Raw genomic sequence first — 23669 nt, forward strand, 5'->3', positions numbered from 1 at the left:
CATGATTGAATGTATTTAATTTTTAAAATGTTATTTTGCTAAAGGATATTAATTAATTCTTGTCAGCAGATTTATCAGTAACATCTTTACGACTAAAGTTAGCAATATCAGCAACAACTGAACTTACGAACATCTTAGCATTTTCTGAAGCTGAATCATCTTCACCATATTTTCTTACAGAAACAGTGGCGTTCTTAGCTTCTTCATCACCAATAACTACTGTATATGGTATCTTCATTGTTTGAGAATCACGAATCTTGTAACCCATCTTTTCGTCACGGTCATCGATTTCAGCACGGATATTCTTAGCACGTAATTCTGAAAGAACTTCGTTAGCATATTCTGTATGAAGTTTTTGGTTAACAGGGATAATACGTACTTGTGTAGGAGCCAACCATGTTGGGAAAGCACCCTTGTAAATTTCAATTAGATAAGCAATGAATCTTTCCATAGTTGAAACAATACCACGGTGAATCATAACTGGTCTGTGATCTTCACCATCTGAACCAACATATGTTAGTTGGAACTTCTCTGGTTGCATGAAGTCTAATTGAATTGTTGACAATGTTTCTTCATTACCAAGAGCTGTCTTTGTTTGTACATCAAGCTTTGGACCATAGAATGCAGCTTCACCTTCAGCTTCATAGTACTTCAAGCCAAGATCATCCATAGCAGCCTTAAGCATTGATTGTGATCTGTTCCACATTTCATCATCATCGAAGTACTTCTCTGTATTAGCAGGGTCACGATAACTTAGACGGAATGTGTAATCATTGATATCAAAGTCTTTGTAAACTTCAACCATCAATTGTAGTGTACGTTTGAATTCTTCTTGGATTTGGTCAAGAGCAACGAATGTGTGACCATCATTTAGAGTCATTTCACGAACACGTTGTAAGCCTGACAAAGCACCAGATTTTTCATATCTGTGCATCATACCAAGTTCAGCAATACGAAGTGGTAGATCCCTGTATGAACGGTTGTGATGCTTGTAAATTTGAATATGTGAAGGACAGTTCATTGGACGTAGTTCAAGCATTTCGCCATCACCCATATCCATTGGTGGGAACATGTCTTCACGGTAATGTGCCCAGTGACCTGAAGTCTTATAAGCATTTAAGTTCATAAGAATAGGTGTGTAAACGTGTTGGTAACCCCAAGCAACTTCCTTATCAACAATATATCTTTCGATGACACGACGGATTGTAGCACCATTTGGCATCCAGTATGGAAGACCAGCACCAACTTCTGGGTCAACGAAGAACAAGTCTAAATCACGGCCAATTGTTCTGTGATCACGTTCTTTGATTTCGGCACGACGTTTAAGGTCAGCTTCTAGTCCATCTTCCTTGTAGAAGGCTGTAGCATAAATTCTTTGAAGCATTGGGTTACTTGACTTACCTTGCCAATAAGCACCAGCAACTGAAAGTAATTCAAAGTGTTTCAAAGCCTTTAGATTTGTAAGTACAGCATCATAACCAAAGTCAACAAATCCATCTAATGTGTAAACAGGGATTTGAACAGATTCAATAGCACTGATCAATGAAGATTTGTATGGATCATCTTTGAACATTTCAACAAGCTTGTCTTTATCCATCATAGATCTTTCAATCTTGTCGTTGTTCTTGATAATCTTGTTCATCAAAGCTTTGATTTCTTTCAATTCATCAACACTGATTTGTCCTTCTTTGCTGTCAGTATCAACATAGAAACCATCATCGTTTGCTTGTTTTTCACCGAAGTGAAGATCCTTCTTGAAACTCTTAGCAGCAGCACTGAATACCAAAGCTGCAGTATTTCTCAAGACCTTTAGAGCATCTTCCTTATCTTCTCCAGAGATAATTTCGATTTTAGCATCTTGTTTGATAGGACGTTCAAGATCAACTAAAGTATCATTAAGCTTACCAGCAACAGCTTTCTTACCCAATGATGTGCTAATTGATTTAGCAACATCTAAAGTAGTTGTGCCTTCGTCAAACTCCTTAACTGAATCGTCTGGGAATGTTAACTTGATTTTTGACATATACTTTTCCTCCTAATATTTAGATAACAAAAAATGCGTCTCTGAAGTATAGACATATCCTAAGACATGTACATACTTCAGGGACGCATTTCTACGCGGTTCCACCCACTTTAAAACTGTATAACAAATAAACAGTTTTCACTCTATGGTTATAAAGTAACCGGCAATTATACAGTTTTATGTGAAAGTGGTAACTCCAGTAATGGGTAAGCTTCCAGTGACCGTACCCTCCCTGAATAGAACCGAAGTGTTATCTTTCATGGCTTTATTGAAACATTAATTTTTAGATAATGCAAGCTATTTTTTAAATCTTCTATTTTCGCCGGTCACAATTACTTCTCGAGATAAATATTTAACTCGTTCCATAATACGCTTAGCCTTAACAGGTTCTTCTTCTCCACGTTGGTTTACAGCTAGATGTTGTTCTAATTCTTTCATCGAAAAATTAGATGAAAAGAACGTTGGTAAATTCTCTTGCATTCGATATTGTAAAATAACACCTAATACTTCATCACGAATCCAACTAGACATCGTATCAGCTCCAATATCATCCAACATCAGAATATCGGCACCTTTAATTTTATTAACTTTTGCCAACACATTATTTTGACCAATAGAATCCTTCATTTCAACTGCAAAGGTTGGAAAATGCATTAAGGTCGTATGAACATCATGTTTAAAGAGTTCATTAGCAATGGCTCCTAAAAGATATGTTTTACCTACTCCAAAATCACCGGCCAAATATAGGCCAGGTGTAAAACTATCTTGATGTAAATAATTATCAATGAAATCCAAGGCTTTGGCTAGAGCATCTTGTCTACCTTCGCCATCGTAATCATCCAACTTGGCACGACGAATATCTGGAGCCATATCCATTAAAACAAACCCTGATTCGTACTGACTTCGCTTCTCTCGGTTTTGAGTACGCTCATTAGGATAATAGGCCACTTCAATATTATGATTGTTAACAATCAATTTAGGATAATATCCACGTGTCAATTCACTCGTATGTCGCTTGTTATTATAAAATTCATAAATGCTAGCTGCACTAGTAGAGATTGCATTAGGATTGATTCTATCGCTATTCTCCTTCAAAAATCTCTGCACATCGGGATCGTTCAAAGCACTATTAAGAAGACGGCGATAGTCCTCCGTCAAATTCTTTGAATTCAAATATTCTGCTAATCTACTACCTAAATTTTCCATACTTAATTATCCTTATTTCTTAATCTCTTCAAACGATTCTGAAGATCATCCTGTTCATTTTTTTGATTCTTTTGTGCAGGAACCTTAGCCTTCACTTTGCTCCAGTCAGTTGCTTGTTCAACTTTACGATTCTTATTGTTATAACGACGTTTAGGATTACGACTCTTAGTTTGAAAATCATTAATTCGTTTCAGAGCCTGTTCCGGCGTCTTGACATCATTTTGCTGCCAATCATTAGCCATAGTTTCCATTAATGGCAAAGTCAAAGTAGGTGAAGTTTGCAAAATATAGTACACCATAATATTTAATACAGCTGGAGACAAGTAGGTTTTTGTCGCCATATTTCTCAATGCATTGGTTTCCACTGTACCAGTAAAGCCACCACTTTTTTGCTTTTGAGCAGCCAAAAAATCAGCCGGACGCAGTGAACGAGCCTGTTTCAACAACAATTGATCAGCCCGATTTAATTGCCCATCAGTCTGCTCAGTTGGTTCAGATTCCGTGTTAGCTTGCTGCTTAACTGAGATATTAGCGTTCTTTTCAAAACGGTCTTGTACCGCCTTTTTCAGACGTGCAGGATCAATTTTATTATTGACAATATCACAAGTCTTACCAATCAAATCAATCAACGTAATCTCGTCTAAACCATAAAACGCATGAAGATTTAAAATCAATTCCTGATTCTCTAACAAATTATCAGGATGAATTCTAAATAATTGTTGGATACGATCCGAAATTAACTCCCAATCTAATTGGGGAATCTCTTCTTCATTCAACGACGGCTTTTTATTATCTGTATTATTTACTTTAAAACTATCTTGAGTATTCTTTACTTCTGTTGGCGTATTGATCAAATCACTATTGCTTAACTGGAAGACTTCCAAAAAATCTTTCGTTATCTCATGTGAATTTTGCAAGATCAAATCTGAATGCGCATATTTATCGGCCAATAAATGATATTTACTCTCACCAACTTGCTCATAAAGAAAAATACTCATCAAGTCATCTTTAAAAAACTCATCTGGTGATAAGGGTTCAAAAAGTTGATAGATATAATAAGGTCCTAAACTATCTTTCTTTTGATAGGTCCTAATTAAGCCTAGAGCCTCCGTCTTGATTCGTGCTTCATAAAATCGTTTCAAATCAATACCAAGTAAACTCATCAATTCAGCATGGCTTTTTCTTTGTGTGACGACCTCTTTATTAGGTAATTTTTCCCACAGCAGCAAGTACAAACTGAAAGCCTCAGTACCTAAAATGGGCAAGTATAAGTCAGTCAAAACATGACGATCATCATCATTCAAATGACCACTTGGCAAACACCAATAACCTACTAAAGGTGTAAATTTATCTGATTCAAAATTACTCACGGACACTAATACTCCCCTTACTTCTTATCAATTTTTTTACCGTTAGACATCATTTCTTGGACTTCTTCCATGAATCCATTCATATCTTTAAATTCACGATAAACACTGGCAAAACGAATATAAGTTACGTCATCTACTTTGGATAGAATTCTCATAACATGTTCACCAATTAATTGTGAGCGAACTTCACTTTCACCAGTTGATCTAATTTCGTTTTCTACTTTATCGACGATACTATTCATTTGATCCATTGTTACAGGACGTTTTTCAGCAGCACGAACTAATCCACGTAATAACTTTTCACGGCTGAATTCCTCTCTGTTGCCATTCTTTTTGATAACCAACAATGGCGATTTTTCCAATCTTTCAAACGTTGTGAATCGCGTTCCACAGTATTCACATTCACGTCTTCTTCTAATGGCGCGTCCTTCATCACTGGGACGACTGTCAATAACTTTTGATGAATCATGATGACAATGCGGACAAATCAAAATTCCAGCCTCTTTTCCAAATTAAAGTTGTGGTATTAACCGACTAAACTCATCCTGAAGATGTGCTAAATCTTCCGAATTATCAATCACAAAGTCAGCACGCTCTTTTTTCTCGTACATCGACATCTGTGAATTGATCTGTTCCAAAGCAACTTCTTTACTTAAAGCATTACGTCTCATCAATCGATGCAATTGGATTTGTGGTTCGACATAGACACTGATCACACCATCAAAGTAATTCTGATAATTGCCTTCAAACAGTAATGGTATTTCAAAAATAGAGATTGTTTTATCTGTTGATCTTTTAACTTCAGCAACCGTTTGTAAAATTTCTTTTTTTATCAAAGGTCTCGTTATTTTATCCAATTTATCTAATTCATCCCTATCGCCAAAAACAATAGAACTCAACTTTCGACGATTAAGATTACCATCCGGCAATAAAATTTGTTCACCGAATTGTTGGGTAATTTGCTTTAAGCCTACAGTTCCGACCTTAACCACATCTCGAGCAACATAATCGGCATCGTATACAATGAATTTATTATGTCTAAATAAATTTAAAACGGTTGATTTACCGGAGGCAATTCCTCCAGTCAAACCATAAATCTTACTCATTTTACTACCTGGCACTTTGGGCAAAAATGCGTACCGCGACCTCCGACCTTAATCTTTTTTATCTCGGTTCCGCATCTTGGACAAGGCGTTCCTTCTTTTCCATAAACTTTTAAATTATTTTGCATAGTACCCTTGTGACCTGTAGCATCCACATAGGTTCTAATTGATGAACCACCAGCAGCAATTCCTTTATCCATCTCTTGGTTAGAGGCTTCAATAATTTTTTGAATATCTTCATCACTAAGATGATTGGATGGTGTCTCAGGGTGTAATTTAACTTTCCAAAGAACCTCATCAACATAGATATTACCTAGACCACTCATAACACTTTGATCCAACAAAACGGTCTTAATGTCTTTGTGATGACGCATAATTCTTGGCTTTAAATTTTGAAAAGTGAATTCAGCCGACAGCGGCTCTGGTCCCAATTTTTTTAGTGATTTATTGTCTGATAAATCATCAGTATTCCACAACTGCATTCGACCAAATTTACGAACATCATTATAAATCATCTTTTGCCCATTATCCAAAGTAAAGATAGCATGTGAATGCTTATCAATTGCACTTGGATCAGCAGAAATCCGATACTTACCTTCCATTCTCAAATGACTAATAATTGTATAACCATTATTCAAATGAATCAATAGAAATTTTGCTCGACGACCGATATCACTGATAGTTGCCCCTGTAACAAATTCAACAAATTGATCCACATCACCAGTAATCAAATCAGGATAACGAATTTCAACATGAGTTATCTTTCTACCCTTTACTTGAGCAATCAAACTACGTCTAACTGTCTCTACTTCTGGCATTTCTGGCATTTTATCACCTACTATTATTTAGCTTCGTACCAAGTTTTTCCATGAGCTGTTTCAACTTTCAAAGGTACATCAAGTTTAACCGCTGAATCCATAACACTCGGAACTAGTTTTTCTAAGGTTGCAATTTCTGAAGCTGGGGCTTCAAAAATCATTTCATCATGTACTTGTAAAAGCAAATTAGCTTGTAAATTTTCTTTCTTTAACATCTTTTGCATATTTATCATGGCAACTTTGATAATATCAGCGGCACTACCTTGAATTGGTGTATTCATAGCTGTTCGTTGAGCAAAGTTTCTAACGTTGAAGTTCTTTGAATGAATATCTGGAAGATAACGACGACGATGCATAATTGTTTCAACATAGCCATTTTCACGGGCATATTTAACAATATCATCCATATATTTCTTAACCCCTGGATACTGTTCAAAGTAAGATTCAATGAATGCAGCAGCCTGTTTACGACTAATACCGATATTCTGTGATAAACCGTAATCACTAATTCCATAAACAATCCCAAAGTTGGTAGCTTTAGCTTGGCGACGCATATTTGGTGTCACTTCATCAGTACTATTCAAGCCAAAGATTCTCATTGCTGTATGAGCATGAATATCGTAATCTTCGTTAAAAGCTTCTTGCATATGTTCATCCCCAGAAATATGGGCTAACACACGTAATTCAACTTGTGAATAATCGGCTGAAAAGATTTCCCAATCTTTATGTTGTGGTACAAAGGCCTTCCGAATTTGTTTTCCCTCATCAATACGAATAGGAATATTTTGCAAATTAGGTTCAATTGATGATAGACGACCTGTTTGAGTCAACGTTTGTAGATAAATAGTATGAATCTTATTATCCGGCTGAACAAATTTCTGTAAACCAACAACATATGTCGACTGGATCTTAGAAATCTGACGATAATCCAATACTTTCTGTACTACTGGTGACTTATCCTTCAATTTTTCCAAAACATCAACTGAAGTGGAATAACCAGTCTTAGTCTTCTTAATTACTGGCAATTTCAAATCTTCAAATAGGACAACGCCTAATTGTTTTGGAGAATTGATATTAAACTCTTTACCAGCTTCTTCATAAATTGCCTTTTCAATTTCAGCTAAACGTGTAGCAAAACTATTTTCCATTTCCTTTAATTTGGAAACTTCAACTGTAATTCCCTTAATCTCCATTTCAGCCAAAACAATCGACAATGGTAATTCAATCTCATCATAGAGACTATCCTGATCATTGTCTTTTAATTCTTTCAACATTTGAGCTTTCAAATTATCGATAACTTGAGCCTTTTGGGCTAAGAAATTCAATAAGAGTTTTTCATCTTCAGAAACAGCTTTTTTAACGCCTTTACCGTAAAATTCTTCTTCAGTTGGTAAATTAACATTGTAATTCTTAGCCACTAGACCAATATCCTGCTTGTTATCATTTGAATCTAACAAATAAGATACCAATAACATATCAAAACTGATTCCGGCTAAATCACAACCATAACGATGTAGCAAAGCAATTGTGCGCTTATTATCAAATAAATACTTTTCTTTTGTCTTATCAGCTAACCAATTCTTCAAAGATTCATTCTCTAAAATAGCAAAGTCGGTTGTCCCATAGAAATCTTTGCCATCAGAAATCAATATACCAATAATTGGCGCTGTATGATAATTTTCACCAAAACCTTCAACAATCAACGTGTGAGCTTTAGAATCACTAACAATTGTTTTAATAGCATCATCATCCAAAGGCTTCACAGCTATGTCAGCTAAATCCTCGGCAGTATTCTCTTGGGGTACATCCATTCGACTTAAGAACGTTTTGAAATTCATCTTTTGATAAAATTGCATCAATTGTTCTTCATCGTCACCATGATATTCCAAATCACTCAATTTAATTTCCACGGGCGCATCCAAATCAATCGTGGCTAATTTCTTACTCAAGAAAGCTTTATCTTTATCATTGATCAAATGTTCTTTTAACTTGCTCTTCTTCATTTCATCAACGTGATCGTAAATACCTTCAACACTGCCATATTCATTAATCAACTTGATAGCTGTCTTCTCACCAACTTTTTCAACACCAGGATAATGATCAGAGTTGTCACCCATCAAGCCTTTCATATCAATAATTTGATTAGGTGTAATACCCAATTTCTCTTGAACGTGTTCAGGTGTGTAACTTTCAGTTTCAGTCACACCCTTTACATTAACTTTTACAGTCACTTTATCAGTGGCTAATTGTGTTAAATCACGGTCACCAGTAATAATAGTGACATCCATGCCATCTTTTTCAGCTTTGTGAGACATAGTTCCAATAATGTCATCGGCCTCATAATCCGGCAATTCATAAGTTTTGATACCACGATAATTAAGCATCTCTTGAATCAACGGTAATTGTTCCATCAATTCTTGGGGTGTTTTAGCACGAGTACCTTTGTATTCATCAAACATTTTCGTTCTAAAAGTAGTTTTCCCAGCATCAAACGCTACTAGCGCGTGTGTTGGTTTTTCATCTTTTAGAATAATTTCCAACATATTGTTGAAAGCATACAAAGCATTAGTATGTATTCCCTCACCGTTGACAAATTTATCTAAAACATTATGCATTGCGAAGAAGGCTCTAAACGAAACACTATTTCCATCTATTAAAAGTAACTTTTTATTTTTTGACATATATTCTCCAATAAAACTGAAATTAACTATCTCTATTTTAACAAATACCAACCTGTTGTAACAGTTTCCGAACAACTAAAAAAGCCCAGATTACAATCCAATCAAGGCTTTTACTTAGTTATTCTTCTTTTCATATCTAAAATAGACATAAATCACTGATATCAGTACCGATAATGATAAAACAGTTAAAACAATAAAGTCAATTTTTGTTCCTAAAATTGTATTATAAACTGTATTTTTTGTACCACTAGTTAGAGCAGCTGCTGAAATCACAACTGATAAAACATTGGTTCCTAATGAACCGGCATATTGTTGCATCATGCTAAATAATGAATTTTGATCTGACTTCTTAGGACCTTGGACCTGCATACTACCATCTGATAGTGAAGTACCAAAACCGAAGTTAAATCCAATTCTTAAAATAAGATAGATTAAAGTAATACTGGTTAAAGTTAAACTTTCACTCTTGAACCAAAACAGTGCTGAACCAATCGTTATCAAACTGCCACTGAATAACAGTGGTATCAAAGCACCTTTCTTATCATACAAATAGCCTGCAAATGGACCAACAACGGCCCCTAAAAGAGAACCTGGTAACAACATTAAACCAGCTTGGGCTGAATCTACTTTCAAAGCCGTTTGTGCAAAAATGGGTAATACAAATGACAAACCAATATTAATGAATTGCAAACTAAAATAACTGAATAATCTGAGTCTCAAAACTGGTAATTTTAAAATCGAAAAATCAATTAGTTGACGACTGCTTCGACGATTATACCAACTAAAAATTCCGATAACAGCAATTGAAATTATCAGCCATCCTATAAAGTTTAGAGATGTCCAACCGTGTACTCCGGCCTGATCGAAAGTAAATAAAATCATTGAAAAAATGATGGCTAAACCAATAACACTACCGTAATCAAATGAAATTCCCTTAGTTCCGGGAGCCTTCCCTTGTATTGAAAAATAACCTATCAAAAATAAGATGACAATCAATGGAATCACACCAACAAAGATTTCACGCCACGTCCAGACACGATTGATAATTCCACCATACATTGGCCCTAAAGCTGGAGCCAAAGAAATAACTACCCCAGCTAGACCAGTATAGAGACCCAATTTTGACTGTGGTACTTCTAGGAAAATCAAATTGAACATCAATGGTGTCGACAATCCTGTTGCTACCGCCTGTAAAAGACGTCCTGACATCAGAATTGGAAAATTAGGCGCTGCCATACAAATAATCGAGCCTATTAAACAAAGCGTCGCCGCAAATACAAAAATCCTTCTTGGATTAAATTTTTTCAAAATATAGGCCGTTGTACTCATTACTACCGTCGTCAACAACAAATACCCTGTTGTTAACCACTGAACGGTTCCTAGACTGACATTCAACACTTTGGTCAATGTGGGAAAGGTAACATTCATCGAGGTTTCAATCAAAATACCTGTAAACGACAATAAACCAACTGCGAAAATTGATAACTTAACTCTTGTAGAAACAACATCTTTCACGTTTTTACCTCTTTTCATAAAAAAAGACCATGACAATATGCTCTGTCATAGCCTTTGTTAATTTAAATATTATTGTTGATTAGGATTTAAAGTACTCAATAGTTGTTCATAAGCTGTTTCATACTTTTGAACATCCCCAGCACCCATGAATATCATAACTGTATTATGGTATTCCAATAATGGAGACATGTTATCAAGTGTTAGAACTTTACCACCCTTATGAATCTTGTCGCCAAGATCCTTACTTGTAATATCACCATGGGCTTCACGAATGGAACCAAAGATGTTAGTCAAGTAAACTTCATCAGCCATATCCAATGACTTAGCAAAGTCATCCATTAAAGCTAATGTTCTTGTATAAGTATGTGGTTGGAAGACAGCAACAATCTTCTTGTCAGGATACTTTTGTCTAGCAGCATCAATTGTAGCTTTAATTTCCTGTGGATGGTGAGCATAGTCATCGATGATAACTTGGTCTGCCACTTTCTTTTCACTAAAGCGTCTCTTAACACCACTAAATGTTTGTAGCTCACGATTGATCAAGGCATGATCAAGTTTTTCCATATGACCTACACCAATAACGGCCAATGAGTTCAAGACATTGTGTTCACCAAACAATGGAACTTGGAAGTTACCAATGTTCTCACCATCAATAGAAACATCAAATGATGATCCTTTGACAGTACGTTGAATGTTTGTAGCACGAATGTAATCTGATTCATCTAATCCGTAAGTATAGATTGGTGTGTCAGCTTTGATTGACTTAGCATGTTTATCTTCACCCCAGATGAAGATACCCTTCTTAGTCTTTCTAGCTTCTGATTCAAAGGCATCAACAACGTCATTGATTCCACCAAAAAAGTAATCAGGATGATCAAAATCAATATTTGTGATGATTAAGTAATCTGGTGAATATGCCAAGAAATGACGACGATATTCATCGGCTTCAAAGACGAAGAATTTAGCATCTTTGATACCTTTACCAGTACCATCACCGATCAAGTATGAAGTCTTAGCAATACCACTTAAAGTATGTGCCAAAAGGCCAGTTGTACTTGTTTTACCATGTGATCCGGCAATACCAATTGAAGTATAGTCAGAAACTAATGTACCAACTAATTCAGGATATGTAACTACTTTTAAATGCATATCATTAGCTTTTTTAATTTCTACTTGATCATTGCTAAAAGCGTTTCCCTTAACGATCGTTAAACCTTCGTGAATGTTATTTTCATCGAAAGGTAAAATTTTAATTCCAGCTTGTTCAAGACCACGTTGTGTAAATGTATATTTATCAATATCTGATCCTTGAACTTCGTATCCTAAATCTTTCAAGATAAGTGCTAAAGCACTCATTCCTGTTCCTTTAATTCCAACAAAATGATAAACTGTCTTTTCCATAATAGCTCCTAATTGAACAATTTCTTTGCTTCTTCAAAATCAAATGCTTGACCAGCTGTACCATGATCAAGTACTAGAATACCACGTTTTTGTGGTGCATTTGGAATACCCAATTCTCTAGCTGAGCAAATCATTCCAAAGCTATCTACTCCACGCAATTCACCGGGCCAAATTTCTTTTCCGGTAGGCATAACTGCACCTGGTAATGCAACTACGACTAATTGCCCTTGATCTACATTTGGTGCACCACAAACGATTTGAACAGGCTTATCCAAGCCCACATCAGTTTGTGTAATATGCAAATGATCTGAGTCAGGATGAGCTTTCATTTCATCAACATGTCCGATTACGAACTTAGGACTCTTATCTGCTACTAACTTATCAGAAAAACCTGCTTGAGCAAGTGCGTCATTTAGAACGTTAACTTGTTCATCATCTAGGAATAATTGACCGGAGTCATTTTGAATTCCTAACTTTTCTCCGAGGCCAAAGAAATTAAAACCAATGGCTTCATCATTTTCTTCATTAAAAATACGTACAACATTATCTTTTTGGGCAGTTTCTTGAGTGATACCAGCATCATTAGCTAGCTCAACAATAAGAACATCCCCTAAAACATCTGGATTATAAAAGCTTAATAGCAAGTTTTTCCCCTCACTTGATTAATTATTTGTTAATTACACTGTTAATAAAGGTCTCAACTTCTTCTTTAGTTTTGCGATCTTTATTTACTAGTCTACCAATTTCTTTACCATTTTCAATAACAACAAAGCTAGGAATACCCATAATTTCCAATTCTTGAGCAACTTCCATGTTATTATCACGGTTAAAGCTGATCCAAGTAAAGTCTGAATATTCTTCTTCTAGTTCTGGAAGTTTTGGTTCGATAAATTTGCAATCTGGGCACCAATCAGCGTGGAAAAATAGAACATATTTTCCTTCTTTAGTAGCTTCGTGCCAGTCTTTTACGTTATAGTCTTCAATTGTTTTCATAACTAATTCACCTCTGTCAATAAGATACTTTTTATTTATTAAACGGTCAATTAAATGTTCTTGAGCATTCGAATGATATATAATAGTGGTAATATATCATTAAATCGAAATCAAGGAGTGATTTTTTATGAGTAAAAAAGGTATCGGTTCACTAATCGTTGCTGGTTCTGTACTTGTAGCTGGAACAGCTGCTACAGTTTTAGTAAAACACCATCTAGATAGCGAAAAAATAATTGATAAAGTTAAGTCCGTCTTGGGCGAAGATAGCAAAGTAATCGGTTCATGGGTAGAACCCTTTTACCAACGTGTTGACGTAAATGGTCATTCCACATGGGGAATCGTTGGTGGTGTTACAACCATGGACGAATTTGACGTTGCCCAATATCACTTCATTGCCGACGCCATTACTGGTGAGTTACTTAATATTAAAAAAGTACAATAATAATCGATAATTAATTTTCAAATTGGGCTTTCAGGTAATTAATCCTGAAGCCTTTTTTTGAGAACTTTTCTTCATACTCAGTTTCGATATTCTTAGCATTTAGAACTTCATCATTATGTAGGTCTAATGAAAGTTCGTCAAATTTCATGCCAAAGTTATTCATGCTAACTAATGAGTATTCGAATAATCCTTGATTATCAGTCTTGAATTGTAGATAACCATCATCTTTCAAAATATACTGATATTGTTTCAAGAAAGATTTGTAAGTCAAACGGCGCTTTTCATGACGTGTCTTGGGCCATGGATCAGAAAAGTTTAAATAAACACCGTCAACCTCATTTTCAGCAAATAAATCTGATAAATCAGCACCATTAGCTAATAATAGTTGCAAGTTGGGTAATTTTAACTCAACTTGCTTTTTTAGTACCAAAGCAATGGCACCTTCTTGTACTTCCATTGCAATATAATTATTTTGTGGATTCTGTTGAGCCAATTCAGTTATGAATTTACCCTTTCCAGAACCAACTTCAATGAACAAAGGCTGTTTCTTTTCGAAACGGTCTTGCCACTTTCCAGGCATATTTTCTGGTTGCACAGCAATAAGGTCAAGATTGTCATTAATCATATCCTTGGCCCAAGGTTTGTTTCTTAATCGCATAAATCAAAATTCTCCATTAATTTAAATATTTTTTCAGTTGTCTTGGCATATAGAAATAATTTACAAATACTAGTACCAAAGCTCCAGCAACAATAATTATAAGTCCATTCATACTCAATCCAAACTTATAAATAATAGCTAAAGCACTGACGATCCATTGAATGCTTAAAATTATTGTACTTAATTTTGTAAAAGAAGCAATCTTATCTTTACTACTTACTGGATACAAACGTTGCATTAAGTTCTGCATAACCTCTTTGAAATATGGTTTTAACTGGAATCCAACTAGATAGATGAATAACATTTCAACAATCAAAGAGATATAGAAATTATCGATCAAACAAAGCATAATCGCTTGAATAATTGTCAAACGCAAGAAAAGACCGATATACTCATTATTTCTAACAAAACCACGTGCAAACAAATACAAATAAGTATTAGAACTCCTTGGCTTAATAAAGTTAAAGAGTCCATCTAACCACTTACGACGCTTAATTTTACTATTAACTCCAGGTACATCTGTAAATAAGTTGTAAAAACGTTTGATGCGAAACATTCGTTGATTCTCAGTTTCAATTGCATATTTCCACTGTAATTGTCCACTTGTTTCCAAAGGCTTTACGCGCATGTTCAAGAATAAGTAATAAATCACCCCAACAATTACCATAACAGCACTTAAGAAATAAGTTGAAGCAATCAAAGAAATAACTAAAAGAACATTTGAAACTAGACGCATGTTCAAACTGCCAAAATGATCTTGACCGTATAACGCCATTAAATTGACGTTTAAAGATCCTAATTTGAAAACAATTAGACCAATTGCAATCAAAACAATATCAATGATTTTCATTCCTGCTGCCCTTGAAGCAAAAGCTGACAATAAAAAGTTAACTAAAGCTAAAGTTACGATTGGAATAAAAACACTATAATTTTTAGCAGCCTTGAAATACTTATAAAATTCTTTTTCCTTAACTAGTAAAAATGTACTATCTGGCTCTTCCAATAAAGTAGCAATTCCACCCACTTGCGTTGCTAAAAATAACAATAGGATAACGATTGGTTTGCCTATGACTAGTTGATGGTGAATTGTTCCCAAAAGATTAGAATACCAAAATCCTAAAGCACCTATCAAGACAATAAATGCAAGGACAAAATTATCATTAAAAATAAGTCTTAAATATTTAAATTGATCGAGTTGATGTCTTCTCAACCTTTCTTGCCATAAGTTTGTCATTAGAGATCCTCATGCGACATCTTGATATAAATGTCATCAAGATTACTATCCTGTTGCATATTGAACTTAGCTTTGAGTTGATCTAACGTTCCATCAGCTCTAACTTGACCATGGTTGATCAAAACAAATTTATCCGCATGATTTTGAACGGTTGCCAGGACGTGTGTTGACATCAAAACAGAACATCCTGCCCTTTTTTTAGCTTCAACAATATTCAAAAGATCGTTGACCGCCAATGGGTCCAAACCGGTAAAAGGTTCATCGATAATGAATAAACTGGCATCAGTCATAAAGGCACAGACAATCATAACTTTCTGTTTCATACCTTTAGAGAAGTTTTGTGGGAACCAATCCAACTTGTTATCCAAACGGAAAGTTTTTAATAACTCAGTTGCATTAGCCCAAGTTTTATCATGATCCAAACCATACGCCATAATTGTTAAATCAATATGCTCTCTTAAGGTCAATTCAGGATATAAAATTGGCATTTCAGGAACATATGCAATCTTCTTCCGATATTTTTCAACATCATCATGCAGACTGATACCATCTATTAGGATTTGTCCTCCTCGTGGGGTTAACAAACCGATAATGTGTTTGATTGTTGTTGATTTACCGGCACCATTTAAACCAATTAAACCAACGACTTGACCACTTTCAACATTAAAGGTCTCTTTTTTTAAAACTGATACTTGACCGTATCCTCCGGTCAGTTCTTTTACTTCTAAAGTCATGGATTAAACCACCTATTATCTGTTTTTAATAATGTTAATATGATAGCATTGTAGTAAATATATTGCTGTTTTTGAAAGGAGTTTTTTACATGGATGATTGTGTTTTTTGCAAAATTATTAACGGAGATATTCCTAGTACTAAAATCTACGAAGATGATGATGTACTAGCATTCTTCGATATTTCACAAGTTACACCGGGCCACACTCTTGTAGTGCCTAAGAAACATGTTAAAGATATCTTTGCCTATGACGAAGATTTGGCTGAACGTGTTTTCAAGAAGGTTCCTATGATTGCACGTGCTATCAAAGCATCAAATCCCAAGATCATTGGTATGAATATCTGCCAAAACAATGGTGAGATTGCTTACCAAAGTGTTATGCACTCACATATCCATTTAGTTCCTCGTTATTCTAAAGACGATGCCTTTTCAATGCACTGGGGTGATAACACTGGTCTAGCTAGTGCTGAAGAATTACAAACTCGTGCTGACAAGATCAAGGAAAACTTGGAGGATTAAAATGAAATTTCTTACTGGATTCGTAGTTGGTACCATTTCTGGAGTTGCACTTCATTTTGTCCAATCAAAAGATGCGCTATCTAGTGTCAATGATACCAAGATATTTCAGAATATAAAAGATTTTAAGGATATATTAACTGACTTACAGAAAAATGCTGCAGTAGTTCCAGAAGTAGTTTCCGGTATTCAAGCAGATTTATCTAACTACTCAGAAAGTATCAAACCAGATGTAGAAGAACTTCAGGAATCTATCGCCGAAATGAAATCAAACCTCGACGAGTTAAACAAAGATTGAAGTTAATTATGAAGTTTTTGTGATTTTTTCATAAAATGATAAACTATTAACGAGTTTTTATGGTAGTCTTTTCAACTGTAGATATATTTATTTAATTAAGGATGTGTAAAGATGAATAAACGATTAACTAAATGGATCTTGGCGCTTGCTGGTCTATTTATGATAACTGTAGTTGCTGCTGGATGTTCAAGTAACAAGACTGTTGCTACACTTAAGGGCGGAAGAATTACCCAAGAAGAATACTACAAGGAAATGAAGAGTTCTTCTCAAGGTAAACAAACACTTCAATCAATGATTATCACAAAAGCCTTTGAGGATCAATATGGTAAGGACGTATCAACAAAACAAGTCGACAAGGAATACAACAAATACAAGAGTCAATATGGTTCTTCATTTAGTTCAATTCTTCAACAAAACGGTATGACAACTGCCCAATTCAAGAAGAATATTCGTACAAATCTTCTTACAAGGGTTGCTTTGAAGAAGAACAAGAAAGTTACAAACAAAGATCTTCAAAAAGAATGGAAGAATTACCAACCTAAGATTACTGTTGCTCATATCTTAGTAGCTAAGAAATCAACTGCTGAAGAAGTTATTACTAAACTTCAAGACGGTGGCGACTTCACTAAGCTTGCTAAAGAATACTCAACAGATTCTGCTACAAAGAACAAAGGTGGTAAGTTAGCAGCCTTTGATAACGATACAACAAGTATTGATTCAGACTTTAAGACAGCTGCATACAAGCTAAACAAAGTCGGTGATTACACAACAACACCTGTTAAGACAAGTTATGGTTACAGTGTTATCAAGCTTCTTAAGAAACCTGCTAAGGGTAACATGAAGGATCACGAAGCTGAACTTAAATCTAAGATTTATGCTTCATGGCTACAAGATTCAACAACAATGCAAAAAGTTATTTCTAAGGTATTGAAGAATGCTGATGTTTCTATCAAGGATAGCGATTTGAAAGATGTTCTTTCAGGTTACGTATCATCATCTTCAACATCAAGCAAAAAATAATTAATTGAAAAGAACTCTGGATATAACATCCAAAGTTCTTTTTTTTTGAGGAAAAATATGGATTACATTGAATACATTGATAATTTTAAGTTGGAACCTAATCAAAGTTTTATAAGTAACGTCAAACGCTTCTATCAAGAAACTGAAACCATATCTACCTTCCATCACGGTCAGATGGTCGCCAAAGAAGCTGTCAGCCTTTCAAAAAAACATTCTGAGCAAACTTTACCAGGCAGGACTTCTGCACGATGTCAGCGCATTTATTCCCCAAAATAAACGTCTGTCAATTTCTGAAAAACTACACATTTCTATTTTAAAAGAGGAACGCCAAGTCCCTCTTCTATTACACCAGAAACTCTCAGCCTATATTGCGCAAGAATGTTTTCAAATTAAAGATCCTTTGATTTTGAATGCTATCGAATGTCACACCACTTTGAAAAAGAATTTTAACAATTTTGATTTGATTATTTTTTTAGCTGATAAAATTGCTTGGGACCAATCAGGTACCCCACCTTATTTGAAGGACTTAAACAATGCCTTACAGGATTCACCACGAAAAGCGGCGTTAGTTTATATTGATTATTTATTATCACACAATCCATTGATAATACATCCTTGGCTATTGGCGGCTCAAAAACAACTAATCATATAAGAAAAGCAGTACCAATTGAATTCAGTCACAGATATGACTTGTTCAATTGGTACTGCTTTTTATTACTAACTATGTTTATAAAATGAACGATTATCTAATCCAAAGATTCTTTCAGAGAACTTACCTTCTTCAGTTTTATCTAAAGCCTTAGTAATCATATTGATAGAAGCATCCATCATATCTATATTATGTAAAACTTCAGCCTCCAATATCTTAGGACGCTCAGGTGATCCATATTCAAGCAAGCCATGATGTGACAAAATCATATGTCTCAAAAGAATCATATCTTCACTTTCAAGACTAATGTCAAGATCTGTTGCCGCCTTGACGATTTCTTCATCAACAATAGTAATATGACCCAACATATTGCCTTCAAAGGTATATTCAATATCCAAGCTACCTGTTAATTCAATAATTTTGCCAAAATCATGTAAGCAAGCTCCAGCTATCAATAGAGCTCGATTAATTTGTGGATAGAGATCAGAAATTTTTTCTGCCATGCGTACCATACTCAAAGTGTGAAAAGCTAAACCACCTTGAAAATCATGATGATTACTCTTAGCGGCAGCACTAGTAAAGAATTGATCATGATACTTTTTAAATAAATACCTAACGATTCTATTCCAGGCACCATTAGTAATTTGTAAAAAGACATCCTCAAATTCATTTTCCATATCAGCACGTTTCATAGGTGCCGTTTGGACGAATTGCGACATATCTACAGTATCAGCATCCAGAAGACCTAGACGAGTAATGTTAACTTGTGGTTTCCCTTGATACAAATCACGACGACCTTCTAATTGAACAATGGCACCAATATGGTACTTCTTAGCATCATCTTCACTAGCATCCCAATACTTACCAGGAATTTGTCCTGACTTATCTTCGAAAACTAATGATAGAAAATTCTTGCCATTTTTGGCTAATCTAAAGTCGGAACGTTTAATAATAACTTCCAAACTCATTGTTTCTCCATTGTTAAAATCAATAATATGTTTACTCACTAGGCTTCCCCCTTCAATTTTAAGATATGATCCTGTGGCAACGAACTAGGCTCATTGGCAGTTACATAAATTACTTGGTTATCTTTAGCAATTTTTTGAATCAATTCAAAAACATTCTCTGTTCTTGAGATATCAAAATCAACAAATGCATCATCAATTAGAATTGGCAATTTAATTAGGTCAGCTATCTCTGTAACAAAAGCCAAACGTAAAGAAATATACAATTGAACTGTTGTTGCCTGTGATAATTCGTGAACATCAAAGCGGTTTTTAGATTGGCTAAAAACTGCAATATCATTATCGTGAAAATCTATCTTAACATAATTATTATTTGTCAATAAAGCAAAGTACTGTGTAGCTTTTTGCATCATCTTAGGATAACGATTCTCAGTAGCAATATTTAACATTTCTCGAATCCATTTACTTGCTAAGGTTTTAGACAACCATTCATCATAATTTTCAATGATATCAACTTTGTTCTGAGCCAACTGATCAACCACTCGTTGATATTGGGTATTATCCAAAACTTGTTGCATCTGTTCCTTCAATGAACCAATTTGGCGACTTAGCTCATTATTCTTATCAGTCAAAGCTTCTTTTCTCATAACCACTTGTTGTAATTCTTTAATCAATTCATCATGATTGGAATATTGTTGTAATCGTTTTAAGTCATCACCTAAAAAGGCCTTGTCTTGTTTAATTTGATTAATAACTTTTTGATTCTTAACTTGAGCCGTATGCATTTGAACAAAACGTTCTACACTTACCAATTGATACTTATCAACGATTTGCGATATTTCTGCATTTATTTCCTGCAAACGTTGATTCCGATTATCAGTAATTTCTTGAGTTTCTGACTGGTTCTGTTCATTCAAGTCAGCTCGCGCCTTTATTTGATCCAATCTTGTAAAGTACTTTTCGATCTGCTCATTATAATTATCATTTTTATATGACTTATCTAAAATGTTTAACTCTAACAAAATGTCATGCCATTTATTTAAATCAACTTCAATTGCTTTAATACCATCGCTCAAACTAGTTTGAGTCGAGCGATAATTGGCTAACTGAATAACTGTACTTTGAATATTAACAATACTTTCCCGATTTAGAGATTGATAACCCTTTTGTTTGAGAAAATCATAATTAACCATATTTTGAGTGGATTTAAGATTATGACTTTGATAAAAGTACCAACCACCACAGCCAATTGCTAAAATAGCAAAAATAACTTTTAACGGATTACCTGTCACCACAGCCAAAATTATAGCAATACCACAAATCAGCAATGGTAAACTGTTGGTCTTTACATGTTGTTGCGGATTAATTTGGTCCAACTCTTCACTTGATAATGGCCGCATATCTTCCGATAATTGTGGATTATTTTGAAATAATTGATCAACTTGTGTATCTACTTTCAACAATTTAGATTTCATATCATCGCGATGAAACTGCAAGTTTTGTAATTCGAATTTCTGATTGCGAATGTAATCCATACGTTTCTGATTAGCTCTATAATTGATTAACATTTGTTTTTCAACATTATTCAATTGCGCCACACGATTTGTTGTTGTCGTCTCTTGCAATGTGCTTAATTCTTGATTGTCAGTTAAGAATTTTTCCCAATCTTCATTACTAATTTGAACATTATTGCCAATTGGTTGTTTATTTTTCTCTAATTCTTCAAAGCGTTCCCACTTCTTATCTAAATTACGTAAGAAATTTTCCCGTTCACTAACTTGTTTCAATAATTCAGCATTACTGTCAAATTCAATTTGAGTCTGCTTAGATTGATCCTTAACCTTCTGATAAGCAACTTGCTGGTTTTCAAACTCCGCTTTTTCCTCAATTAAGTCATCACGTTCTTTGAGCTTAGCAATTAAAGGTTGTTTTTGACCTCGACGCTTATAGATATTCTCCGCTGAGATTGTCATTTGATCGGCTGTAGCTAACCATTCTTTACTTCCCACAGCACCAACAGACATGATCTCTGTTTCTAACTGATTCTCATCTAATCCATAAATGGAAAAAATGTTTTTATCGTCAAAAACATGAGTATGTTCAAAATCATCTTTAGTAAAACTACCGATAATTTCTTTTAACATGGATTCAGGGACTTGTTGCTCATCATGGAAAAGGGTCAATTCTCCATCACCTTTACCATCAACTCTACGAATAGTCCAACTACTATTATCGTCAGCTTTAAATACTAATTCACCACCATATTGACTGCTCGTCTTAGGCTTATATTGTAAATACTTGTTATCCCCTCTAGCTGATGCAAAGCCAAAGAGAATACTTTTTATAAAATTTAAGAGGGTCGTTTTACCGGCTTCATTGGAACCAAAAATAACTTGATAATCTTGTTGAAAGTCAAATTCCTGGTCGACCCATTTACCAAAACCATATATTTTTGCTTTAACTAGTTTCACGATTACTCTCCAGTATATTTTTGATTAATTGTATTTTTAGTCAGTCTAACAATACGTTTTAGAAAATCTGGCTGATTAATATGCTCTCGAATAACATCCGAACTGTAAAGTCTACTATCTAAATCCTTGATATCATCTAAGTTAATAGACTTTTGTTCTGCCTCATCCCAATATTTTTGATCAATTGCGGCCAATTGAGGATTACTATTATATTTCAAATAAATCTTATAAAGAGTACCTGGCATTGCTAGATTTTGTAGTTGTTGTTTTAACTCATTACGATTAATTGTCTTAACAACATCCGCATCCAAATTCTGAGCGTTTTCAATTGTTAAGGTCAATAATACATTAGGCTTATCCAAAAATTGTTGTATCTTTTGAATCAATGAGTCTACTGTATCATCTGCAGTAACACTTAAACTGGCTTTTTCCCACGTATAAATACTACTCTGAACAAATTCTAATTGTGTAGCACCATTCTCAACTGAAACAAGATAAAAGCCTTTAGGAGTTGTTTCGTTTTGATTGCGACCTTGAATATCGCCTGGATAAACGATCATTGGCTTTTTATTCAAAACCTGGCGCTTATGAATATGACCTAAAGCCCAGTAATCATATCCTTTTTTCAATAAATCATTGATTTTAAAGGGAGCATAATTATCATCACCAACACCTGCATGCAAGATGCCAATTTGATAATCTACGCCCTCGCGTTCAGGATAATCTTGAACGAGATTTTTATTAATGTGTTGTTGATAGTAGCTGAATCCAGCAACGCCAACCTTTTGACCATCTTTAGTGGTCAAAGTTTTTTCTGTGGGTTCTTGACCAAAAACTGTCACATTATCAGGAAAGTCGATAACTGAAAAATTACTGCGATAATAATCATGATTACCGTAGACCATCAAGACTTCAATACCAGCTTGCTTTAACTTTTCAAATTCAGATTTTAAAAACATCTGTGCTTTTAAAGAACTGTCCGTATCATCAAAAATATCTCCCGCTAATATGACAAAATCGACTTCTTGTTCTAAGGCAACTCGAAAAAGCTTTCGAGCTGCTTCATAAGTTGAAGCCTTTAATTTAGCTTGTAATTCTTTTGAAAAATCACTTATACCCACAAATGGTGTGTCTAAATGCAAATCAGCTGCATGCAAAAACTTCATTCTAAAACTCCCCCGTAAAAGAAAAGGACTTGAGCAAAATACCTAAGCCCTAAGTCCTTATTATTTATCTTGATAAATTTCGGCGATTGGTTTTGAAATGATTTTGTTCAATTCATCCATCATCGAATTCATCTTTTGCTCTTTTTCCATTAAGTTTTGAATTTCACTGTAATTTGAAAGTTGATCTGTTAATTCACGCATTGAGTTGATATCATCATCCGTGATTTCTTGGCCTTGCATTTGTTTTTGTTGAAGTTCAAATTGTTTGTTTTGAACCTTATCAAAAAGCTTGTATGCTAGGTCGTTAGCCTTAACAGCTTCAAAAGCAAGTTTTAATTCGGAAACTTCTGTTGTCTTTCTTAAATCTTGTTCAAGTTGATTGGCACTATCATAAATGTTCATACAGT

Annotated in this window: 24 protein-coding genes and 1 pseudogene; 7 read left to right on the forward strand and 18 right to left on the reverse strand. The window is 34.7% G+C overall.

Features of this window, described 5'->3' with window-relative positions:
• Window positions 1-52: 52 nt before the first annotated feature.
• The 11 genes from thrS to ATN92_RS13985 all read right to left on the reverse strand — a co-directional run bounded on the left by thrS (window position 53) and on the right by ATN92_RS13985 (window position 13110).
• A complete protein-coding gene (gene thrS, locus ATN92_RS13935; RefSeq protein ID WP_056951392.1) occupies window positions 53-2023 on the reverse strand; it encodes a threonine--tRNA ligase in 1971 nt (656 codons plus the stop codon).
• A 297-nt stretch (window positions 2024-2320) separates the two neighbouring features.
• The gene (gene dnaI, locus ATN92_RS13940) at window positions 2321-3229 is read right to left on the reverse strand and encodes a primosomal protein DnaI (protein WP_025084486.1); all 909 of its coding nucleotides are present in this window, start codon (window positions 3227-3229) and stop codon (window positions 2321-2323) included.
• Between the two features lie 2 nt (window positions 3230-3231).
• A complete protein-coding gene (locus ATN92_RS13945; RefSeq protein WP_143444269.1) occupies window positions 3232-4599 on the reverse strand; it encodes a DnaD domain protein in 1368 nt (455 codons plus the stop codon).
• A gap of 17 nt (window positions 4600-4616) precedes the next feature.
• Window positions 4617-5090: a transcriptional regulator NrdR gene (gene nrdR / locus ATN92_RS13950; RefSeq protein WP_025084483.1), complete on the reverse strand. Its 474-nt coding sequence runs from the start codon at window positions 5088-5090 to the stop codon at window positions 4617-4619.
• Between the two features lie 21 nt (window positions 5091-5111).
• Window positions 5112-5705 carry a dephospho-CoA kinase gene (coaE, locus tag ATN92_RS13955; protein WP_056951395.1) on the reverse strand — a complete coding sequence of 198 codons (594 nt, stop codon included), beginning with the start codon at window positions 5703-5705 and terminating at the stop codon, window positions 5112-5114.
• Window positions 5702-6529, reverse strand: coding sequence for a DNA-formamidopyrimidine glycosylase (mutM, locus tag ATN92_RS13960; RefSeq protein WP_056951397.1), 828 nt, complete (start codon window positions 6527-6529; stop codon window positions 5702-5704). The genes coaE and mutM overlap by 4 nt, the downstream gene beginning before the upstream one ends.
• 14 nt (window positions 6530-6543) lie before the next feature.
• The gene (polA, locus tag ATN92_RS13965) at window positions 6544-9201 is read right to left on the reverse strand and encodes a DNA polymerase I (RefSeq protein ID WP_056951399.1); all 2658 of its coding nucleotides are present in this window, start codon (window positions 9199-9201) and stop codon (window positions 6544-6546) included.
• Between the two features lie 114 nt (window positions 9202-9315).
• Window positions 9316-10716 carry an MFS transporter gene (locus ATN92_RS13970; RefSeq protein WP_234032605.1) on the reverse strand — a complete coding sequence of 467 codons (1401 nt, stop codon included), beginning with the start codon at window positions 10714-10716 and terminating at the stop codon, window positions 9316-9318.
• A gap of 69 nt (window positions 10717-10785) precedes the next feature.
• Entirely contained in the window at window positions 10786-12117 is a 1332-nt protein-coding gene (gene murC / locus ATN92_RS13975) for a UDP-N-acetylmuramate--L-alanine ligase (protein WP_056951403.1), read from the reverse strand.
• A gap of 8 nt (window positions 12118-12125) precedes the next feature.
• A complete protein-coding gene (gene ytpR, locus ATN92_RS13980; RefSeq protein WP_056951405.1) occupies window positions 12126-12761 on the reverse strand; it encodes a YtpR family tRNA-binding protein in 636 nt (211 codons plus the stop codon).
• A gap of 22 nt (window positions 12762-12783) precedes the next feature.
• A complete protein-coding gene (locus tag ATN92_RS13985; protein ID WP_056951407.1) occupies window positions 12784-13110 on the reverse strand; it encodes a thioredoxin family protein in 327 nt (108 codons plus the stop codon).
• A gap of 127 nt (window positions 13111-13237) precedes the next feature.
• Between ATN92_RS13985 and ATN92_RS13990 the strand changes: the two genes are divergently transcribed.
• Entirely contained in the window at window positions 13238-13552 is a 315-nt protein-coding gene (locus ATN92_RS13990; RefSeq protein ID WP_056951409.1) for a hypothetical protein, read from the forward strand.
• 10 nt (window positions 13553-13562) lie between these two features.
• Here the strand turns inward: ATN92_RS13990 and trmB are convergent, their stop codons facing one another.
• The 3 genes from trmB to ATN92_RS14005 are packed head-to-tail and all read right to left on the reverse strand — an operon-like array spanning window position 13563 to window position 16178.
• Window positions 13563-14210, reverse strand: a complete 648-nt coding sequence (gene trmB, locus ATN92_RS13995) for a tRNA (guanosine(46)-N7)-methyltransferase TrmB (RefSeq protein WP_056951411.1) — start codon at window positions 14208-14210, stop codon at window positions 13563-13565.
• 16 nt (window positions 14211-14226) lie between these two features.
• The gene (locus ATN92_RS14000) at window positions 14227-15444 is read right to left on the reverse strand and encodes an ABC transporter permease (RefSeq protein ID WP_056951413.1); all 1218 of its coding nucleotides are present in this window, start codon (window positions 15442-15444) and stop codon (window positions 14227-14229) included.
• A complete protein-coding gene (locus ATN92_RS14005; protein WP_056951416.1) occupies window positions 15444-16178 on the reverse strand; it encodes an ABC transporter ATP-binding protein in 735 nt (244 codons plus the stop codon). The genes ATN92_RS14000 and ATN92_RS14005 overlap by 1 nt, the downstream gene beginning before the upstream one ends.
• Before the next feature lie 89 nt (window positions 16179-16267).
• Here ATN92_RS14005 and ATN92_RS14010 point away from each other — a divergent pair, with 89 nt between their 5' ends.
• The 6 genes and pseudogenes from ATN92_RS14010 to ATN92_RS18900 all read left to right on the forward strand — a co-directional run bounded on the left by ATN92_RS14010 (window position 16268) and on the right by ATN92_RS18900 (window position 18663).
• A complete protein-coding gene (locus ATN92_RS14010; RefSeq protein ID WP_056951418.1) occupies window positions 16268-16696 on the forward strand; it encodes an HIT family protein in 429 nt (142 codons plus the stop codon).
• A gap of 1 nt (window position 16697) precedes the next feature.
• On the forward strand, window positions 16698-16991 hold the full coding sequence (locus ATN92_RS14015) for a hypothetical protein (RefSeq protein ID WP_056951420.1): 294 nt from the start codon (window positions 16698-16700) through the stop codon (window positions 16989-16991).
• Window positions 16992-17102: 111 nt separating this feature from the next.
• Window positions 17103-18011 (forward strand): peptidylprolyl isomerase PrsA, encoded by a 909-nt coding sequence (locus ATN92_RS14020; protein ID WP_056951422.1) that lies wholly within the window; start codon window positions 17103-17105, stop codon window positions 18009-18011.
• A 57-nt stretch (window positions 18012-18068) separates the two neighbouring features.
• Window positions 18069-18287 carry a hypothetical protein gene (locus ATN92_RS18895; RefSeq protein WP_056951424.1) on the forward strand — a complete coding sequence of 73 codons (219 nt, stop codon included), beginning with the start codon at window positions 18069-18071 and terminating at the stop codon, window positions 18285-18287.
• A pseudogene (locus ATN92_RS19680) lies at window positions 18274-18444 on the forward strand (bis(5'-nucleosyl)-tetraphosphatase (symmetrical) YqeK); the annotation flags it as partial. The gene ATN92_RS18895 and the pseudogene ATN92_RS19680, both read left to right, overlap by 14 nt.
• Window positions 18445-18663: a hypothetical protein gene (locus ATN92_RS18900; RefSeq protein WP_234032606.1), complete on the forward strand. Its 219-nt coding sequence runs from the start codon at window positions 18445-18447 to the stop codon at window positions 18661-18663.
• A gap of 65 nt (window positions 18664-18728) precedes the next feature.
• Here ATN92_RS18900 and ATN92_RS14030 read toward each other — a convergent pair whose 3' ends face one another.
• Genes ATN92_RS14030 through ATN92_RS14045 form a run of 4 tightly spaced genes read right to left on the reverse strand, consistent with a single transcriptional unit; the run spans window position 18729 to window position 23664 of the window.
• The gene (locus ATN92_RS14030) at window positions 18729-19667 is read right to left on the reverse strand and encodes a 3'-5' exoribonuclease YhaM family protein (RefSeq protein ID WP_173585299.1); all 939 of its coding nucleotides are present in this window, start codon (window positions 19665-19667) and stop codon (window positions 18729-18731) included.
• Window positions 19667-22096 (reverse strand): AAA family ATPase, encoded by a 2430-nt coding sequence (locus tag ATN92_RS14035; protein WP_056951429.1) that lies wholly within the window; start codon window positions 22094-22096, stop codon window positions 19667-19669. The genes ATN92_RS14030 and ATN92_RS14035 overlap by 1 nt, the downstream gene beginning before the upstream one ends.
• A gap of 2 nt (window positions 22097-22098) precedes the next feature.
• Entirely contained in the window at window positions 22099-23262 is a 1164-nt protein-coding gene (locus ATN92_RS14040; protein ID WP_056951431.1) for a metallophosphoesterase family protein, read from the reverse strand.
• 60 nt (window positions 23263-23322) lie between these two features.
• Entirely contained in the window at window positions 23323-23664 is a 342-nt protein-coding gene (locus tag ATN92_RS14045; RefSeq protein ID WP_056951434.1) for a YlbF family regulator, read from the reverse strand.
• Between the last annotated feature and the right edge of the window lie 5 nt (window positions 23665-23669).

This window comes from Companilactobacillus bobalius, assembly GCF_009764355.1.

Bases quoted from the DNA above. Each gene is read 5' to 3' on its own strand.
- thrS (WP_056951392.1), bottom strand. From the start codon at position 2,023: ATGTCAAAAATCAAGTTAACATTCCCAGACGATTCAGTTAAGGAGTTT.
- dnaI (WP_025084486.1), bottom strand. From the start codon at position 3,229: ATGGAAAATTTAGGTAGTAGATTAGCAGAATATTTGAATTCAAAGAAT.
- coaE (WP_056951395.1), bottom strand. From the start codon at position 5,705: ATGAGTAAGATTTATGGTTTGACTGGAGGAATTGCCTCCGGTAAATCA.
- mutM (WP_056951397.1), bottom strand. From the start codon at position 6,529: ATGCCAGAAATGCCAGAAGTAGAGACAGTTAGACGTAGTTTGATTGCT.
- polA (WP_056951399.1), bottom strand. From the start codon at position 9,201: ATGTCAAAAAATAAAAAGTTACTTTTAATAGATGGAAATAGTGTTTCG.
- murC (WP_056951403.1), bottom strand. From the start codon at position 12,117: ATGGAAAAGACAGTTTATCATTTTGTTGGAATTAAAGGAACAGGAATG.
- ATN92_RS13985 (WP_056951407.1), bottom strand. From the start codon at position 13,110: ATGAAAACAATTGAAGACTATAACGTAAAAGACTGGCACGAAGCTACT.
- ATN92_RS13990 (WP_056951409.1), top strand. From the start codon at position 13,238: ATGAGTAAAAAAGGTATCGGTTCACTAATCGTTGCTGGTTCTGTACTT.
- trmB (WP_056951411.1), bottom strand. From the start codon at position 14,210: ATGCGATTAAGAAACAAACCTTGGGCCAAGGATATGATTAATGACAAT.
- ATN92_RS14000 (WP_056951413.1), bottom strand. From the start codon at position 15,444: ATGACAAACTTATGGCAAGAAAGGTTGAGAAGACATCAACTCGATCAA.
- ATN92_RS14005 (WP_056951416.1), bottom strand. From the start codon at position 16,178: ATGACTTTAGAAGTAAAAGAACTGACCGGAGGATACGGTCAAGTATCA.
- ATN92_RS14010 (WP_056951418.1), top strand. From the start codon at position 16,268: ATGGATGATTGTGTTTTTTGCAAAATTATTAACGGAGATATTCCTAGT.
- ATN92_RS14015 (WP_056951420.1), top strand. From the start codon at position 16,698: ATGAAATTTCTTACTGGATTCGTAGTTGGTACCATTTCTGGAGTTGCA.
- ATN92_RS14020 (WP_056951422.1), top strand. From the start codon at position 17,103: ATGAATAAACGATTAACTAAATGGATCTTGGCGCTTGCTGGTCTATTT.
- ATN92_RS18895 (WP_056951424.1), top strand. From the start codon at position 18,069: ATGGATTACATTGAATACATTGATAATTTTAAGTTGGAACCTAATCAA.
- ATN92_RS14040 (WP_056951431.1), bottom strand. From the start codon at position 23,262: ATGAAGTTTTTGCATGCAGCTGATTTGCATTTAGACACACCATTTGTG.
- ATN92_RS14045 (WP_056951434.1), bottom strand. From the start codon at position 23,664: ATGAACATTTATGATAGTGCCAATCAACTTGAACAAGATTTAAGAAAG.